Consider the following 17,365-nt stretch of genomic DNA (forward strand, 5'->3'; position numbering starts at 1 on the left):
CACTATGCGTTGTCAAAATGACAGTGAGGTCAGAATGAGTTTTTCACTGAATGTACTGGCGGGCATCGCCATTGAGCTGCAAAGCGGGATCGGTCACGCGGATCGTTTCCAGCGGCTGATCACCACCCTGCGCCAGGTGCTGGCGTGCGATGCCTCGGCGCTGCTGCGCTACGAGGCGCGGCAGTTTATCCCGCTGGCAATCGATGGGCTGGCGCAGGATGTGCTCGGGCGGCGCTTTACCCTTGAAGGCCACCCGCGGCTGGAAGCGATTGCCCGCGCTGGCGATGTGGTGCGCTTTCCCGCCGACAGCGATCTGCCCGATCCCTACGATGGCCTGATCCCCGGCCAGGAGAAACTCAAGGTGCATGCCTGCGTCGGCCTGCCGCTGTTTGCCGGGCAAAACCTGATTGGCGCGCTGACGCTTGATGGCATGTCGCCGGATCAGTTTGACGCCTTCAGCGACGAGGAGCTGCGGCTGGTTGCCGCGCTGGCGGCAGGCGCGCTCAATAACGCGTTGCTGATTGAGGAGCTGGAGCGGCAGAACATGTTGCCCGGTGCGCCCGCGGCATTTGAGCAGGTCGCGCGCAGCGAGATGATCGGCCTGTCGCCGGGGATGGTGCAGCTGAAAAAAGAGATCGCCATCGTTGCGCCTTCGGATCTCAACGTGCTGATTGGCGGCGAAACCGGCACCGGTAAAGAGCTGGTGGCGAAAGCAATCCATGAAGCCTCGCCGCGCGCCGACAAGCCGCTGGTCTACCTGAACTGTGCCGCGCTGCCGGAGAGCGTCGCTGAGAGCGAACTCTTCGGTCATGTGAAAGGGGCCTTTACCGGAGCCATCAGCAACCGCAGCGGCAAGTTCGAAATGGCCGACAACGGCACGCTGTTTCTTGATGAGATTGGTGAGCTTTCGTTATCGCTACAGGCGAAGCTGCTGCGCGTTTTGCAGTATGGTGATATTCAGCGCGTCGGCGATGATCGCAGCCAGCGCGTCGATGTGAGGGTGCTGGCCGCCACCAACCGCGATCTGCGCGAAGAGGTGGTTGCCGGACGGTTTCGCGCCGACCTCTATCATCGCCTGAGCGTCTTTCCTTTACAGGTGCCGCCGCTGCGCGAGCGGGGCGAGGATGTGGTGCTGCTGGCGGGCTATTTTTGCGAGCAGTGCCGCCTGCGTTTTGGTCTGGGGCGCGTGGCGTTAAGCCCCGCCGCGCGTGCGCATTTACAGCGCTACGGCTGGCCGGGAAACGTGCGCGAGCTGGAGCATGCCATCCACCGGGCGGTGGTGCTGGCGCGCGGCACGCAGCATGCCGGGGAGATCGTGCTGGAAGTGCATCACTTTGCCCTGAGCGATGAGCCTGCGCCGCAGGCAAAGCCGGTAAGCTTGCCGTTAAGCGGGCAAAACCTGCGTGAAGCGACGGAGGCGTTCCAGCGCACACTTATCTCCCGCGCGCTTGAGGAGAACGGCGGCAAGTGGGCTGCCTGCGCCAGAGCGCTGGAGATGGACGTCGCCAACCTGCACCGGCTGGCGAAGCGTCTTGGGCTGAAGGCCTAGAGAATACCGGCCTGGTAAAAGTCCTGCAGGTTGATAGCACCGACCAGTTCACCTGAATCATCCACCACCGGTGCGGCGGCGATTTTGCGCTGCATCAGGCGCTCTTTGGCATCCACCGCGCGGCTGCTGGCCTCAAGGGTAATGCCGCCCGGCGTCATCGCCTCGCTGACCGCTGCGGTTAAGGCTCCGCCCGCCACCAGCCAGCGGCGCAGGTCGCCGTCGGTAAAGACCCCGTGCACGTGGCGCTCGCCGTCGCAGACCGCCACCAGGCCCAGCCCGGTGCGGCTTAGCTCCAGCATCGCGTCCATCACGCTGCTGGTCAGCGTTACCTGTGGCACCTGGTCCGCTTTGCGCATCAGATGATGCACTTTGTTCAGCAGCCGTGCGCCCAGCGCGCCCGCCGGATGCGAGCGGGCAAAGTCCTCTTCGTCAAAGCCGCGCGCCTGCATCACCGCAATCGCCAGCGCATCGCCCATCATCAGCGTATTGACGGTGCTGGAGGTGGGGGCAAGATGCATCGGGCAGGCTTCGCGCTCAACGGTGATATCCAGCACCGCGTGGGCGGCAAGCGCCAGCGGCGAACGCGGTTTACCGGTCATCGCCAGCAGCGTGACGGCTTTCTCGTCGAGACGCGGCAGGATCAGGTCCAGCTCTTTTGCCGAGCCGGAGTAGGAGATAAACAGCATCACGTCGCGGCTCTCGATCATGCCGAGATCGCCGTGCAGCGCCTCTGCCGGGTGAACAAAAAAAGCCGGTGTGCCGGTGCTGGCAAAGGTGGCGGCAATCTTCTTGCCGATATGCCCGGATTTACCGATCCCGGAAACAATCACTTTGCCTTGGCAGTTCAGCACCGTTTCAGCGGCGCGGACAAAATCGTCGCCGAGGCGCTCCGGCAGGCGGCTTGCTTCCTGTAGCTCCAGCAGCAGCGCCTGGCGGGCGGCGTTAATAAAAGAGTCACGCATTTTCTTCTCCGGCAATAATCACATCGATTCCTTTCTCTTCCAGCGCGGCGCGAACGTCCGGCGGGATCCCGGCGTCGGTAATCAGTTTATCGACCCTCTCAAGGCTACAGACAATATTGGGGCTTTTACGGCCAAACTTGGAGGAGTCCGCCATCAGGATCACTTCGCGGGCGGCGTTGCACATCGCTTTGCTAACGGTGAAGACCTCATTAAAGGTGGTCACCCCGGCGTTGAGATCGATGCCGTCGGTGCCCATAAACAGCTTGTCGAAGCTGAACTGTTCAAAGGCGTTCTCCGCCAGCTGGCCGTGGAAGGAGGCCGATTTTTTACGGAATGTGCCGCCGGGCATCAGGATGGTCTGTTCGTTATCCAGTTCTGACAGGGCGTTGACGATATGCAGGCTGTTGGTCATCACGGTGATGTTATTGAAGTGGCTGAGCAGCGGCACCATTTGCAGCACCGTGCTGCCCGCGTCGAGGATAATCGAGTCGCCGTCGTGGATGTAGCCAACGGCTGCTTCGGCAATCAGCCCCTTTTGCACGGTGTTGATCAACGTTTTGTGATCGATGGGCGGATCGGCCTCGTCTTTATTAAGCACCACCCCGCCGTAGGTGCGGATCACCGCACCGGACTGCTCCAGCGCGACCAGATCTTTGCGGATGGTCGTCCCGGTGGTATCAAAGTGGTGTGCCAGCTCTTCAACAGAACACTTTCCCTGCTTCTGAAGATGCTCAAGAATTGCCGCCTGACGCTGACGTGGTTTCATAGGCGAAGATATCCTGCGTTACGTTGCGAAATGATAATTTCGCAAGCTATTAGCGTTCACAACGAAATTATCCATGTTTCATTTTAAGCGCCAATGATAGAGCATTCTGACAGCCGGGATCATGGGGAAAGATCACATCGGGCTCTAATTCCTCTCTTTTTACGCCGATTAAGCGCTCGATTTTGCTCGGGCGGGCAAAAACCGTCAGGCCGCGCATCAGCAGCGTGTCGCTGACGCGATCGTGTTGATCGAAGGCCACCGCCAGCACCACGCGCGGTTTAAAGCGCCCGCCCGAGCGCCCAACGCCGACGCGCCCGCGCTGGCAGAGCGCGTCAAAAGCTTTGTTAAACTGGCGGATTTGCCAGCCGCCAAGCGCCAGCTGGCTGAGCCAGGCGATAACGGCGAGAGTGATAAGGGATGAAACCATCGGTGTTTCCTTTATAAATCGCTGAACCCGTAGGCCTGATAAGCGCAGCGCCATCAGGCGTTGGTGCGGGCTGTTTGCCGGATGGCGGCTGGCGCCTTATCCGGCCTACAAAACTGCAGTGCCATCAGGTATTTGTGCGGCGGTTTGCCGGATGGCGGCTGGGGCCTTATCCGGCCTACAAAACCACAGCGCCATCAGGCGTTGGGGCCGAATCAGAACATCACCTGACCGCCGGTGACGTTGATCGACTGGCCGGTACAGTAGGAGGCTTTCGGGCTGGCGTAGAACATCAGCACGTTCAGCACATCCTGATAATCGCAGCCGCGCTTCAGCGGCACTTTATCAACGTAATGCTGCTCCACTTCCTCTGCCGGGATGCCCAGCTTGCTGGCGTATTGCGGGATCAGCGACTGGAACATCGGTGATTTCAGCAGGTTGCCAAGCATCAATGAGTGCACGGTAATGCCATACTCCGCCAGATCCAGCGCCAGGGATTGCGTCAGCCCTACGCCGCCGAACTTCGCTGCGCTGTAGCCGGAGTTGTGCTTGCTGCCCACTTTGCCGGACTTGGAGTTGATCTGGATAATGCGCCCCTGGATGCCATCGCGGATCATCAATTTGGCGAACTCGCGGGCGCAGAGGAAATACCCCACCAGGTTGACCTGCAATGAGCGGTCAAAATCCCCCAGCGCAAAGTCGCTGATAAACGCCGCTTTGGCGATCCCGGCGCTGTAGACCAGCAGATCGGCGCGACCAAAAATCTCATCAACACCGCGCGCCAGCGCCAGCACACTCTGCTCGCTGGTGGCGTCGGCACCAAAGCCATAGGCCATCCCTTCGCCATACTCGCTGTTAATTTCATTAGCGACCGTCGCCGCTTTATCACTCTGAATATCGACAACCGCCACGCGGTAGCCTTCTGCGGCAAGCCCACGGCTGAGGAACGCCCCAAGGGTCTGCCCTCCACCAATGACAACGGCAACCTGTTTCATACTCTTCTCCTTAGACCTTAAGCGACAAATTTTAAAATGCAGCCCGGCGCGATAGCGTCCGGTATCGGGCCGGCGACGTGCACCGTGCCCGGAAACTCCGCCTGCGTCTGCCCATCGAAACGCAGGGTGATATGGCCCAGCTCGCGCAAATTCTGCTCGGCGACCTCGCCGACGGCAGTCACGGGGTAGTGTTTTTCACCGAGGGTAAACTGCGCGCCCGGCAGCAGCGCGCCGCAGAGCGGGCCGTGGTTATGGATAAAACAGAACTCGGCGACATCGGCAGGTGCGCCCTCCCGGAAGGTGATCAGCATATTGTCGCTGAGCGCCTCCGGTGCGCTTTCACCAATTGCGGTTATGGTGGTTTGATAGATAACGGTCATGCATCACCCCTTATTGATAGATAAAACCGGAGACAAACCAGGCGATCAGTACCGTTGGCGCACCGGTTAAAAAGCGGCTTACCAGCACGGACGGGACGCCGACGCGTACCGTCTCCTGGCGGGCTTCTGCCAGCGACAGGCCAACGGGAATAAAGTCGCAGGCGGCCTGGGCGTTAATGGCGAACAGTGCCGGCAGCGCAAGGTGCGGAGGGATGTGCCCCTGGCCTATCTGCACGCCAATCAGCACGCCAATGACCTGAGCGATAACCGCCCCCGGGCCAAGAAAAGGCGAGAGCAGCGGGAAGGAGCAAATTAGCGCCAGCGTCACCAGCCCAAGCGGATGGCTGGCCAGCGGCGCGAGGCCGTGCGCGATCCAGTCGCCCAGCCCGGAAGCCATGATGATGCCGATCAGCGCCGAGACGAAGGCCATAAACGGCAGGATGGTTTTCAGCACCGTATCAATGGTGTCGCGACCGGCCTGGAACAGCACCGCCACCGCCGAACCCATGCCCATGCCGACTTTCGCCAGCAGGCCATCGCTCTGCTCGGTGATCTTTTTCGTGGTGTCGTAATCCCGCGGCTGTGGCTCTCTGGCAGCCGGAGCGTCACCCTGCAGCCGGATGTTCTCCTCTTTCACCCCGGAGACATAGATATCCTCAAGGATGTATTGCGCCAGCGGCCCCGACTTGCCCGTCGCATGAATATTGACGGTCGGAATGCGGCGTTTGGGGTAGATGCCGCAGCGCAGGGTGCCGCCGCAGTCAATTACCGCCACGCCGATCTCCTCTTCGGGCGGTTCGCCCTCTTTAAAGCCGTCCACCGCTTGCCACCCGGTCAGCTGTGCCAGTTTGTCGACGATTGCCGGGCGCGTGCCCGCGGTGATATAGACGATCTTCTTCTCGCTGCTGGCATCGATCTCCAGCGGGCCGCCCCAGCCGCCGGCACCTTTTTCAATAATGATTCGGCTCATGATTTTGCTCCGGCGAGGTGAACCTCTTGTGCAAGCTGAATGCCCATTTTTCGCTCAAAAATGCGGGTAGTGAGATCGGTGACCCAGCCACGGAAGAAGTTGGTCACCAGGCCGACCAGCAGGTAGCTCACCGCCAGCGGGCCGAGAGGTAAACCGAGCGTGGTGAGGCCGCTGGCGATACCGAGATAGACGAAGAGCTCCCCGGGGTTGATATGCGGGAAGAGGCCGTTCATTGAGTGGCAGCTGTAGGAGGCGGCGGCGTAGTAGCTTGGTTTGTATCTCTCCGGCATAAAGCGACCGAGGCTGAGCGTCATCGGGTTACAGAACACAAATGTGCCGATGCAGGGCAGCAGTAAGTAGCGGGCGAGCGGGTTGCCCGCGCAGCGCTGGGCAAGTTTTTCAATGCGGTGTTGGCCAATAAAATTAATCAGCGCGTTCATGATCACCAGCAGGCTTATCAGCAGCGGCAAAATACCGGTCACCATGCCGGTAAAGACCTCACCGCCTTTCTGAAACAGCCCGATGAACCATTCGGCACCATGCGTGATGGTTTCCATTGTTCTCTCCTGTAGGGGTTTTTGTTATGTCACCGGGCGCTATCATAATCATGATGAAAGGTCTTAATGTGTTATTTAGATCTCAATATGAAAGAAAAAATGATCATTTTGAAAGTTTTTGCGAGGTGCTTCGGTTTTAAATGAATGAAAAGGGGAGGGGATACAGAGGAAATGCGATCCTCTACGCAGGTGATGCCGCGCTTCCTTGTCGGCGGGGAAATGCTTTACCATACTTGCCCCCTGGCTGAATTCGTTTAAGTGGATATCCCATGTTGAAGCGTTGTTACGCGGCGTTGTTGCCCGCGTTTGTTGTGCTCTGTGCCTGTAGCAGTAAACCCCCGCTCGCTGAAGCTCCCCAGACCGTGTCGCCCGCGCCATCCGGCGGCTTTCTGCTTAAACCGCAGCATGAGGTGGTGATGAGCGGCGGCGACTTTGCCAATAACCCGGCGGCAGAGCGCTTTATTGATGCGATGGTGAGCAAGCATGGATTCGACCGTCAGCAGCTGCGTGAGATCCTCTCGCAGGCGAAACGTCTTGATTATGTGTTGCGCCTGATGGACAAACAGGCACCAACGACCGCGGGCCCAACCGGGCCAAACGGTGCGTGGCTGCGCTACCGCAAGCAGTTCATTACGCCGGATAACGTACAGAACGGTGTCGCCTTCTGGAACCAGTATCAGGATGCCCTTGATCGCGCATGGCGCGTCTACGGCGTACCGCCGGAAATTATCGTTGGCATTATCGGCGTGGAAACGCGCTGGGGCCGCGTGATGGGCAAAACCCGCATCCTCGATGGGCTGGCGACGCTGGCCTTTGACTACCCGCGTCGTGCGGACTATTTCGCCAGCGAGCTGGAGACCTTCCTGCTGATGGCGCGCGATGAGAGCGACGATCCGCTGGAGCTGAAAGGCTCTTTCGCCGGTGCAATGGGCTACGGCCAGTTTATGCCGTCGTCCTATAAGCAGTATGCGGTGGACTTCAACGGCGACGGCCATATCAACCTGTGGGATCCGGTGGATGCGATTGGCAGCGTGGCTAACTACTTCAAACAGCACGGCTGGGTGAAGGGCGATCAGGTTGCAGTTCCGGCTAACGGCCAGGCACCGGGTCTGGAGAACGGCTTTAAAACCAACTACAGCCTCGGACAGCTGGCGGCGGCGGGTCTGACACCGCAACAGCCGCTGGGCGATCATCAGCAGGCGAGCCTGCTGCGCCTCGATGTCGGCACCGGGTATGAGTACTGGTACGGTTTGCCGAACTTCTACACCATCACCCGCTATAACCACAGCACCCACTACGCGATGGCGGTCTGGCAGCTTGGCCAGGCAGTGGCGCTGGCGCGTATTCAGTAAATTGCTTTCCCCTCCTGCGGGAGGGGATTGAAACATTTCGACGCACTCCCGTTACGCTCCGCGATTTACATCAATATCACTACAGCTTATTGTTACGTTATAACATATGAGGTGTGTGAATGATTCCCGTAACCCTTTTCTCCCTTTCTGCTGCAAGCCGCCTGCTGCTGGCGTCAGGGCTATTGCTGCTGCTTTGGCTACTGACTGAGTGGGCGGTTGCGCTGCCATGATGGAACTGGACCACCTGGTAGCAGGCTATGAGCGGCTGGCGATCACCCCGGCGCTCTGCGGCACGCTGGCGCGCGGCAGTATGACGGCGATTGTTGGTGCCAATGGCTGCGGCAAATCGACACTACTGAAAACCCTTGCGGGGTTTTTGCCGCCGGTCAGCGGCGTACTGCGCTGGCAGGGCGCGCGGCCAACCATCGGCTGGCTGGCGCAGCGCCACGCGCTGGAGGCGCAATTTCCCCTGACGGTGCAGGAGGTGGTGAGCATGGGCTGCTGGCCGCGCATCTCGCTGTTTGCTGGCCTGAACCGCGATGCGCGCAAACGCGTGGCGCAGGGGCTGGAGCGTGTCGGGCTGACGGAGATGGCGCGCGAGACCATCGACACCCTCTCTGGCGGCCAGTTTCAGCGCATGCTGTTTGCCCGCATCTGGGTGCAAAATGCGCCGCTGGTGATGCTCGACGAACCCTTTACCGGCATTGATGAAGCGACGTCGCAGCTGCTGATGGAGCAGATGGTGGATATGCACCGCGCCGGGCAAACGCTGCTGGCGGTGCTGCACGACAGCGCGCGCGTCACCCGCTACTTTCCGCAGACGCTGCGGCTGGATGAGAAGCGCGCGCAGTGGGGGGCGACGCTGAGCCTTGAGGAGAACTGCGCATGATCTGGCATCTCTTTTTTCAGCCCTTTATCGAATACGGGTTTATGCGCCGCGCGCTGGTGGTCTGCCTCGCGCTCTCTGTCAGCACTACGGCGCTCGGCATCTTTCTGCTGCTGCGGCGCATGAGTCTGATGGGCGATGCGTTATCTCACGCCATCCTGCCCGGCGTCGCGGTCGGCTACCTGCTGAGCGGTATGTCGCTGCTGGCGATGAGTATTGGCGGCTTTATCGCCGGGATTAGCGTGGCGCTGGTGGCGGGGTGGGTGAGCCGCCGGACGCCGCTGAAAGAGGATGCCAGCTTTGCCGGTTTCTACCTTGGCTCGCTGGCGCTGGGCGTGACGCTGGTGTCGCTGCGCGGCTCGAACGTTGATCTGCTGCACCTGCTGTTCGGCTCAATTCTGGCGGTGGATCGCGACGCGGCGCTGTTTGTCGCAGGCGTTTCCAGCCTGACGCTGATTACCCTTGCCGTCTGCTATCGCGGATTGGTGAGTGAGGCGTTTGACAGCGCCTTTTTACAGGTCAACGCACCGCGCTTGCCGGGCGTGCTGCACGGGCTGTTTCTGGCGCTACTGGTGCTCAACCTGGTGGCCGGTTTTCAGGTGCTCGGCACGCTGATGGCGGTGGGGGTAATGATGCTGCCCGCCGTGGCGGCGCGCTGCTGGGCACGAACCTTACCGCGCCTGTTACTGCTGGCTGCGGCGATTGGCGCGCTCTGCGCCTGGCTCGGCTTGAGCCTGTCGTGGTTGGCGGGGCTGCCTGCCGGCCCGGCGATTGTGCTGACTGCCAGCCTTATCTTCTTTTTATCCATCTTATTCGGCACGCGCAGCGGGCTGGCAAACAGCCTGCGCGCGCTTTTTACATAAAGGGGAAAATAATGAAACGTACAGGGGTGATTCTGGCGCTGGCGCTCGGGTTGATGGCGCAGAGCGCAGTGGCAAAAACCATCAACGTGGTGACCAGCTTTTCGATATTGGGCGATATCACCCGCCAGGTGGGCGGAGACCATGTAAAGGTGACCTCGCTGGTGGGGCCGGATGGCGATCCGCACACCTTTGAGCCTTCGGCAAAAGATAGTGCGCTGCTTAATAAAGCAGATGTAGTGGTGGTCAACGGGCTTGGGCTGGAAGGTTGGCTCGACCGATTAGTGAAAGCCTCCGGTTTTAAAGGCCAGCTGGTGATCGCCTCTGACGGTGTGCAAACCCATACGCTGGAAGAGGATGGTGCGACGGTCACCGATCCCCACGCGTGGAACAGCGCCGCGAATGGCGCGCTTTATGCACAAAATATCCTCAAGGCGCTGGTGAAAGCCGACCCGGCGGATGAAGCGGCGCTGAACGCCTCGGGAGAGCGCTATATTGAGCAGTTGAAAGAGATGGATAGCTGGGCGAAAGAGCGCTTCAGCGCCATTCCGCAGGCGAAACGCAAAGTGCTCACCAGCCATGACGCCTTCGGCTACTTTGCCCGCGCGTATGGCGTTGAGTTTATGGCACCGCAAGGGCTCTCATCGGAAAGCGAGGCCAATGCATCGCAGGTGGCGGCGCTAATCAAACAGATCAAGGCCGATGGCGTGAAGGTGTGGTTTATGGAGAACCAGCTCGACCCGCGTCTGGTAAAACAGATCGCGAATGCCACCGGCGCGCAGCCGGGCGGCGAGCTCTACCCGGAAGCGCTGAGCGCGAAAGGGGGCGTGGCGGATACCTATCAGAAAGCCTTTCGCCACAACGTGGAAACCATCGCCAATAGCATGAAGTAAATTCTGCACGGATAGCCTGTAAACTACCCGGTGACGCTACGGCTCACCGGGCTTCTCCTCACCGCTTCGGCGGTATATCACACTGCTTTTTTCGGAAGTCACCTCGTAAAATTGCCATCTCATCCCCCTATTTGACGGGAAAGTGCTATCTTTCACGCCACGGTTTAATGGAGGTATGGGAGCCATCATGACGGACAGTGAATTAATGCAGCTCAGCGAGCGCATCGGGCTTGCGCTAAAGGCGCGCGGCGCGACGCTGACCACCGCTGAATCCTGCACCGGCGGTTGGGTTGCGAAGGTAATTACCGATATTGCAGGCAGCTCCGCCTGGTTTGAACGCGGGTTTGTGACCTACAGTAATGAAGCGAAAGCGCAAATGATCGGCGTGAAAAGCGAGACGCTGGATGCGCACGGCGCCGTCAGCGAGCCGGTGGTAGTCGAGATGGCGATTGGTGCCCTGAAAGCCGCGCGCGCTGACTATGCGATTTCGATTAGCGGCATCGCCGGGCCGGATGGCGGCAGCGAAAGCAAACCCGTCGGCACCGTCTGGTTTGGGCTTGCCTGCGTTAACGGAGAAGGGATTACGCGGCGCGAATGCTTCCAGGGAGACCGTGAATCGGTGCGTCGTCAGGCGACGGCTTATGCACTTACGACCCTCTGGCAACATTTTCTACAAAAGGCTTGATACTGTATGACTATACAGTATAATTGCCGCAACAAATCAGTTATTCACCACGGGGCGTAACGCGCTTCACTCTGCATGACAGGAGTAATAATGGCTATCGACGAAAACAAACAAAAGGCGCTTGCAGCTGCACTGGGTCAGATCGAAAAGCAATTCGGTAAAGGCTCCATCATGCGTCTGGGTGAAGACCGCTCCATGGATGTAGAGACTATCTCTACCGGCTCACTCTCCCTCGACATCGCGCTGGGCGCGGGCGGTCTGCCAATGGGCCGTATCGTCGAAATTTACGGGCCTGAGTCGTCCGGTAAAACCACCCTGACTCTGCAGGTTATCGCTGCGGCGCAGCGCGAAGGCAAAACCTGTGCGTTTATCGATGCGGAACACGCGCTGGATCCGGTGTATGCCCGCAAACTGGGCGTTGATATCGATAACCTGCTCTGCTCCCAGCCGGATACCGGCGAGCAGGCGCTGGAAATCTGTGACGCGCTGGCGCGCTCCGGTGCGGTTGACGTGCTGGTGGTCGACTCCGTTGCGGCACTGACGCCGAAAGCGGAAATCGAAGGCGAAATCGGTGACTCTCACATGGGCCTCGCGGCACGTATGATGAGCCAGGCGATGCGTAAGCTGGCCGGTAACCTGAAGCAGTCCAATACGCTGCTTATCTTCATCAACCAGATCCGTATGAAGATCGGTGTGATGTTCGGTAACCCGGAAACCACCACCGGTGGTAACGCGCTGAAGTTCTACGCTTCCGTTCGTCTCGACATCCGCCGTATCGGCGCGGTGAAAGAGGGCGATGTGGTTGTCGGCAGCGAAACCCGCGTGAAGGTTGTGAAAAACAAAATCGCGGCACCGTTTAAACAGGCTGAGTTCCAGATCCTCTACGGCGAAGGCATTAACTTCTACGGCGAGCTGGTCGACCTGGGCGTGAAAGAGAAGCTGATTGAAAAAGCGGGCGCCTGGTACAGCTACAACGGCGACAAGATCGGTCAGGGTAAAGCGAACGCGACCTCCTGGCTGAAAGAGAACCCGGCTGCTGCGAAAGAGATCGAGAAGAAGCTGCGCGAAATTCTGCTCAGCAACCAGACTGCGACGCCAGAGTTTACCGTTGACGACAAAGACGCGGGCGTTGAAGAAACTAACGAAGATTTCTGATAACGTTATCCGTAATCAAGGGCTGCTGATGCAGCCCTTGATAACGTTATCCGTAATCAAGGGCTGCTGATGCAGCCCTTTTTGTTTTTATGGTGACAGGATTTTACGATGTCCGATAACTCCTCTTCTGATAACACCTCCCGCCGCAGCGCTATGGCGCGCTTACGCGATCGCGCTATGCGCATTCTGGCGATGCGCGACCACAGCGAACTTGAATTTCGCCGTAAGCTTGCAGCACCCATCATGACGAAGAAGGGCCCCGAAGCGGTTGACGCGACGCCGGAAGAGATCGATCAGGTTGTGGCGTGGTGCATAGAGCACAGCTTTCTCGACGACAGCCGTTTTGTCCGCCAGTTTATCGCCAGCCGCGCGCGCAAAGGGTATGGCCCGGTGCGTATTCGTCAGGAACTGAACCAGAAAGGCATCGCCCGGGAGACCAGCGAAAACGCCATGCGCGAATGCGAGGTTGACTGGGTGAGCAGCGCCCGCGATCAGGCGCAGCGCAAATATGGCGAGCCGTTGCCCACTGAATTTGCTGCAAAAGTGAAAGTGCAACGCTTTCTGCTCTATCGCGGCTTTATGCAAGAAGATATTCAGGAAATATGGCGAAATTTTGCCGACTGAGCGCATACGGGATTTTACTTCCCACTAAAGAAAACTTATCTTATTCCCACTTTTTCCAGTAGCGGATGCGTCTGTCATGCGATGGCGATGGTCCGCTGCCACATTTCGTTAGCTTGATTTCAGGATAATTATGAGCAAGAGCACCGCTGAGATCCGTCAGGCGTTTCTCGATTTTTTCCATAGCAAGGGACACCAGGTAGTTGCCAGCAGCTCCCTGGTACCGAATAACGACCCGACTCTGCTGTTTACCAACGCCGGGATGAACCAGTTCAAGGACGTTTTCCTTGGGCTCGACAAACGTAATTATTCCCGCGCAACCACGTCGCAGCGCTGCGTGCGTGCAGGTGGTAAACACAACGACCTGGAAAACGTCGGCTACACCGCACGTCATCACACCTTCTTTGAAATGCTGGGCAACTTCAGCTTCGGCGACTACTTCAAACATGATGCTATTCAATACGCGTGGGAACTGCTGACCAGCGAAAACTGGTTCAACCTGCCGAAAGAGCGTCTGTGGGTGACGGTGTACGAAACCGACGATGAAGCGTACGAAATTTGGGAAAAAGAGGTCGGTATCCCGCGCGAACGTATTATTCGTATCGGTGATAACAAAGGCGCAGCGTATGCGTCTGACAACTTCTGGCAGATGGGCGACACCGGTCCGTGTGGCCCCTGCACCGAGATCTTCTACGATCACGGCGACCACATCTGGGGTGGCCCGCCGGGCAGCCCGGAAGAGGATGGCGATCGCTATATCGAGATCTGGAACATCGTCTTTATGCAGTTCAACCGCCAGGCCGATGGCACCATGGAGCCGCTGCCGAAGCCGTCCGTAGACACCGGTATGGGCCTGGAGCGTATTACAGCTGTGCTGCAGCATGTGAACTCCAACTATGAAATCGATCTCTTCGCGAAGCTGATCCAGCAGGTCGCGAAAGTGACCGGCGCAACGGATTTGAGCAACAAATCTCTGCGCGTTATCGCTGACCATATCCGCTCTTGCGCCTTCCTGATTGCGGACGGTGTGATCCCGTCGAATGAGAACCGCGGCTACGTGCTGCGCCGCATTATTCGCCGCGCGATTCGCCACGGCAACATGCTCGGCGCGAAGGATACCTTCTTCTATAAACTGGTTGGCCCGCTGATTGAAGTGATGGGTTCCGCCGGGGAAGAGCTGCAGCGTCAGCAGGCGCAGGTTGAGCAGGTTCTGAAAACCGAAGAAGAGCAGTTCGCACGTACGCTGGAGCGCGGTCTGGCGCTGCTGGATGAAGAGCTTTCCAAACTGCAGGGCGACACGCTGGATGGCGAAACCGCCTTCCGCCTGTACGACACCTACGGTTTCCCGGTCGATCTGACCGCGGACGTCTGCCGCGAGCGCAATCTGAAAGTTGATGAAGCGGGCTTCGAAGCAGCAATGGAAGAGCAGCGCCGTCGTGCACGCGAGTCGAGCGGCTTTGGCGCAGACTACAACGCGATGATCCGCGTTGATAGCGCAACGGAATTTAAAGGCTACGACCAGCTTGAGCTGAACGGCAAAGTGACCGCGCTGTTTGTCGATGGCAAACCGGTTGAGTCGATTGCAGCTGGCCAGGAAGCGGTTGTGGTGCTTGACGAAACCCCGTTCTATGCGGAATCAGGCGGCCAGGTTGGCGATAAAGGCGAGCTGAAAGGCAACGGCTTTACGTTCACCGTCCAGGATACGCAGAAGTATGGCCAGGCGATTGGTCATGTCGGCAAGCTCAGCAGCGGTTCGCTGAAAGTGGGGGACGGCGTGAAAGCGGAAGTTGACGAAGCGCGTCGCGCGCGTATCCGCCTGAACCACTCTGCCACCCACCTGATGCATGCCGCGCTGCGTAGCGTACTTGGTACGCATGTTGCGCAGAAAGGGTCGCTGGTGAATGACAAAGCGCTGCGTTTTGACTTCTCCCATTTCGAAGCCATGAAGCCGGCGGAAATCCGCGCGGTGGAAGATATGGTGAATGCGCAAATTCGTCGCAATCTGCCGATTGAAACCAACATCATGGATCTCGAAGCGGCAAAAGCGAACGGCGCGATGGCGCTGTTTGGCGAGAAGTATGAAGATCGCGTCCGCGTGCTGCAGATGGGGGATTTCTCCACCGAGCTTTGCGGCGGTACGCATGCTTCGCGCACCGGTGATATTGGTCTGTTCCGCGTTGTGTCTGAATCCGGCACCGCGGCGGGCGTGCGTCGTATCGAAGCCGTTACCGGCGAAGCGGCGATTGCCAGCCTGCATGCGCAGAACGATCAGCTACAGGATATTGCTCAGTTGCTGAAAGGCGACAGCCAGAATCTCGGCGACAAAGTGCGTTCAGTGATTGAACGTACGCGTCAGCTGGAAAAAGAGTTGCAGCAGCTTAAAGCACAGGCGGCAGCGCAAGAGAGCGCAAACCTCTCCGGTAACGCGATGGACATCAACGGCGTTAAGCTGCTGGTGAGCGAGCTGGAAGGTGTCGAGCCGAAGATGCTGCGTACCATGGTGGACGACCTGAAGAACCAACTCGGCGCTTCGGTTATCGTTCTTGCCACTGTTGTTGAAGGTAAAGTTTCTCTCATCGCGGGCGTCTCTAAGGATGTGACTGACCGCGTCAAAGCAGGGGAACTGGTAGGAATGGTCGCCCAACAGGTTGGGGGCAAAGGCGGTGGACGTCCGGACATGGCGCAAGCCGGTGGTACCGATGCGGCCGCGCTGCCTGCTGCTCTCGCCAGTGTTAAAGATTGGGTAAGCGCTAAACTGTCATAATTACAAAGCGAACGCACAAGCCATAACCTCGAGGTTATGGCTTTGTTGCCACTACGCTATTGATAACGAGAAAGTCAGGTTGAAGTTGTGTATATCGGCTAAACTTACGTCTACAGAATGTAATGCCATGGCTGCTTGCATGTTATGAGTTTGTCATCGCTTATGTTTTTGCGTTGTATGACGGATAATGCCGGGATACAGAGAGACCCGACTCTTTTAATCTTTCAAGGAGCAAAGAATGCTGATTCTGACTCGTCGAGTTGGTGAAACCCTCATGATTGGGGATGAGGTCACTGTGACTGTATTAGGGGTTAAGGGTAACCAGGTGCGCATTGGCGTAAACGCCCCCAAAGAAGTATCGGTCCATCGTGAAGAGATCTACCAGCGTATCCAGGCTGAAAAATCCCAGCAGTCCAATTTCTGATGCCATTATGCGTCTCGCGGTTGTTCGGCGAGACGCAACCCTCCCGTCGATTCTCCCGCTTCTTTGTCTCATTTTTATTGCAGATTTCCTGCATCTGATACTTTCTCGCGCCGTTTTTGTTTATCACTCATGTGTAATGTCATGCCTGCGGGGCAGTGAATTTTTGCTGATAAAACATCCTTTTTGCCCTTTTTACCGCCTAATTGCCTGCGAAGTGTGCAAACGATTCAGGGCTGGGAAAAATTGTTTGACTTATAAGTCCCAGAAAGTAATATGTGCGCCACGCAGCGACGATGAGCTCTTAACGAACTCTTCGAAGCACTCGTAAGAGGCGTGTGGTGAGGTGGCCGAGAGGCTGAAGGCGCTCCCCTGCTAAGGGAGTATGCGGTCAAAAGCTGCATCCGGGGTTCGAATCCCCGCCTCACCGCCATTTTGCATCCGTAGCTCAGCTGGATAGAGTACTCGGCTACGAACCGAGCGGTCGGAGGTTCGAATCCTCCCGGATGCACCATCTTCAGTGAAAAGCAGTTTTCGCTTTTCATCGTTAAAGTAGTAATCCTGATGCATCCGTAGCTCAGCTGGATAGAGTACTCGGCTACGAACCGAGCGGTCGGAGGTTCGAATCCTCCCGGATGCACCATCTCAATGAAAAAGCAGTGTTGCTTTTCATCGTAAAGCAGTAATCCCGATGCATCCGTAGCTCAGCTGGATAGAGTACTCGGCTACGAACCGAGCGGTCGGAGGTTCGAATCCTCCCGGATGCACCATCTTCTGCGAGATAACAGCGAATCTGTTTTCTCAGGGGTAGCGGGCCTAAACGCAAGCACCAGGGAGGATAGCGTTGCTTCAGCAACGACCCGAAGGGCGAGGCAAAGCCGAGTCATCCTCCCGGATGCACCATCTCAATGAAAAAGCAGTGTTGCTTTTCATCGTAAAGCAGTAATCCTGATGCATCCGTAGCTCAGCTGGATAGAGTACTCGGCTACGAACCGAGCGGTCGGAGGTTCGAATCCTCCCGGATGCACCATCTTTTACGAACTTATCAAAAAACTCCTCTCTTATTCTTTCTGCTTAAATCATCATCCCCACAACTCCCACACTTTCGACGAAATTCTGCCCAAA

The 17,365-nt window shown here is 58.0% G+C and carries 17 protein-coding genes and 5 tRNA genes; 15 read left to right on the forward strand and 7 right to left on the reverse strand.

The features are described from left to right. Positions 1–34 precede the first annotated feature (34 nt). Entirely contained in the window at positions 35–1,549 is a 1,515-nt protein-coding gene (gene norR, locus ACWPW2_RS19225; RefSeq protein WP_454124789.1) for a nitric oxide reductase transcriptional regulator NorR, read from the forward strand. Here the strand turns inward: norR and gutQ are convergent. From gutQ to srlA, 7 genes are all read right to left on the reverse strand, one after another. Continuing rightward, entirely contained in the window at positions 1,546–2,511 is a 966-nt protein-coding gene (gutQ, locus tag ACWPW2_RS19230) for an arabinose-5-phosphate isomerase GutQ (protein WP_454124791.1), read from the reverse strand. The genes norR and gutQ overlap by 4 nt on opposite strands. Then, entirely contained in the window at positions 2,504–3,277 is a 774-nt protein-coding gene (gene srlR / locus ACWPW2_RS19235) for a glucitol operon DNA-binding transcriptional repressor SrlR (protein ID WP_454124793.1), read from the reverse strand. Before srlR ends, gutQ begins: the two co-directional genes overlap by 8 nt. Before the next feature lie 67 nt (positions 3,278–3,344). Further along, on the reverse strand, positions 3,345–3,704 hold the full coding sequence (gutM, locus tag ACWPW2_RS19240) for a transcriptional regulator GutM (RefSeq protein WP_023480516.1): 360 nt from the start codon (positions 3,702–3,704) through the stop codon (positions 3,345–3,347). 212 nt (positions 3,705–3,916) lie between these two features. Next, positions 3,917–4,696 (reverse strand): sorbitol-6-phosphate dehydrogenase, encoded by a 780-nt coding sequence (gene srlD / locus ACWPW2_RS19245; RefSeq protein ID WP_054804638.1) that lies wholly within the window; start codon positions 4,694–4,696, stop codon positions 3,917–3,919. A 17-nt stretch (positions 4,697–4,713) separates the two neighbouring features. Further along, complete coding sequence (gene srlB / locus ACWPW2_RS19250) at positions 4,714–5,076, reverse strand: PTS glucitol/sorbitol transporter subunit IIA (RefSeq protein ID WP_279794417.1); 363 nt, start codon at positions 5,074–5,076, stop codon at positions 4,714–4,716. A 10-nt stretch (positions 5,077–5,086) separates the two neighbouring features. Continuing rightward, the gene (srlE, locus tag ACWPW2_RS19255; protein WP_312121877.1) at positions 5,087–6,046 is read right to left on the reverse strand and encodes a PTS glucitol/sorbitol transporter subunit IIB; all 960 of its coding nucleotides are present in this window, start codon (positions 6,044–6,046) and stop codon (positions 5,087–5,089) included. After that, positions 6,043–6,603 (reverse strand): PTS glucitol/sorbitol transporter subunit IIC, encoded by a 561-nt coding sequence (srlA, locus tag ACWPW2_RS19260; protein WP_042714687.1) that lies wholly within the window; start codon positions 6,601–6,603, stop codon positions 6,043–6,045. Before srlA ends, srlE begins: the two co-directional genes overlap by 4 nt. A 269-nt stretch (positions 6,604–6,872) precedes the next feature. Here srlA and mltB point away from each other — a divergent pair, with 269 nt between their 5' ends. From mltB to ACWPW2_RS19330, 14 genes are all read left to right on the forward strand, one after another. After that, positions 6,873–7,955 carry a lytic murein transglycosylase B gene (mltB, locus tag ACWPW2_RS19265; RefSeq protein ID WP_023480659.1) on the forward strand — a complete coding sequence of 361 codons (1,083 nt, stop codon included), beginning with the start codon at positions 6,873–6,875 and terminating at the stop codon, positions 7,953–7,955. Positions 7,956–8,181: 226 nt separating this feature from the next. Further along, positions 8,182–8,844, forward strand: coding sequence for a metal ABC transporter ATP-binding protein (locus ACWPW2_RS19270; protein ID WP_454124797.1), 663 nt, complete (start codon positions 8,182–8,184; stop codon positions 8,842–8,844). Continuing rightward, complete coding sequence (locus ACWPW2_RS19275; protein ID WP_023480637.1) at positions 8,841–9,704, forward strand: metal ABC transporter permease; 864 nt, start codon at positions 8,841–8,843, stop codon at positions 9,702–9,704. The genes ACWPW2_RS19270 and ACWPW2_RS19275 overlap by 4 nt, the downstream gene beginning before the upstream one ends. Positions 9,705–9,715: 11 nt before the next feature. Next, positions 9,716–10,594 (forward strand): metal ABC transporter substrate-binding protein, encoded by an 879-nt coding sequence (locus ACWPW2_RS19280; RefSeq protein WP_454124800.1) that lies wholly within the window; start codon positions 9,716–9,718, stop codon positions 10,592–10,594. 187 nt (positions 10,595–10,781) lie between these two features. Then, positions 10,782–11,279 (forward strand): nicotinamide-nucleotide amidase, encoded by a 498-nt coding sequence (pncC, locus tag ACWPW2_RS19285; protein ID WP_023480601.1) that lies wholly within the window; start codon positions 10,782–10,784, stop codon positions 11,277–11,279. 90 nt (positions 11,280–11,369) lie between these two features. Continuing rightward, the gene (gene recA / locus ACWPW2_RS19290) at positions 11,370–12,434 is read left to right on the forward strand and encodes a recombinase RecA (RefSeq protein ID WP_023480527.1); all 1,065 of its coding nucleotides are present in this window, start codon (positions 11,370–11,372) and stop codon (positions 12,432–12,434) included. A 108-nt stretch (positions 12,435–12,542) separates the two neighbouring features. Beyond that, positions 12,543–13,058 carry a recombination regulator RecX gene (recX, locus tag ACWPW2_RS19295; protein WP_312424773.1) on the forward strand — a complete coding sequence of 172 codons (516 nt, stop codon included), beginning with the start codon at positions 12,543–12,545 and terminating at the stop codon, positions 13,056–13,058. A gap of 130 nt (positions 13,059–13,188) precedes the next feature. Beyond that, positions 13,189–15,819, forward strand: a complete 2,631-nt coding sequence (gene alaS, locus ACWPW2_RS19300; protein ID WP_454124803.1) for an alanine--tRNA ligase — start codon at positions 13,189–13,191, stop codon at positions 15,817–15,819. Between the two features lie 238 nt (positions 15,820–16,057). Further along, on the forward strand, positions 16,058–16,243 hold the full coding sequence (csrA, locus tag ACWPW2_RS19305) for a carbon storage regulator CsrA (protein ID WP_023480680.1): 186 nt from the start codon (positions 16,058–16,060) through the stop codon (positions 16,241–16,243). 337 nt (positions 16,244–16,580) lie between these two features. Next, a tRNA-Ser gene (locus tag ACWPW2_RS19310) sits at positions 16,581–16,673 on the forward strand. Between the two features lie 4 nt (positions 16,674–16,677). Continuing rightward, positions 16,678–16,754: transfer RNA gene (locus ACWPW2_RS19315), tRNA-Arg, on the forward strand. A 52-nt stretch (positions 16,755–16,806) separates the two neighbouring features. After that, a tRNA-Arg gene (locus ACWPW2_RS19320) sits at positions 16,807–16,883 on the forward strand. Between the two features lie 50 nt (positions 16,884–16,933). Beyond that, a tRNA-Arg gene (locus tag ACWPW2_RS19325) sits at positions 16,934–17,010 on the forward strand. Positions 17,011–17,193: 183 nt separating this feature from the next. Then, positions 17,194–17,270 (forward strand) — tRNA-Arg (locus tag ACWPW2_RS19330). The last annotated feature ends 95 nt before the right edge of the window (positions 17,271–17,365 follow it).

The sequence above is a fragment of the Kosakonia sp. Marseille-Q7440 genome (assembly GCF_965119485.1).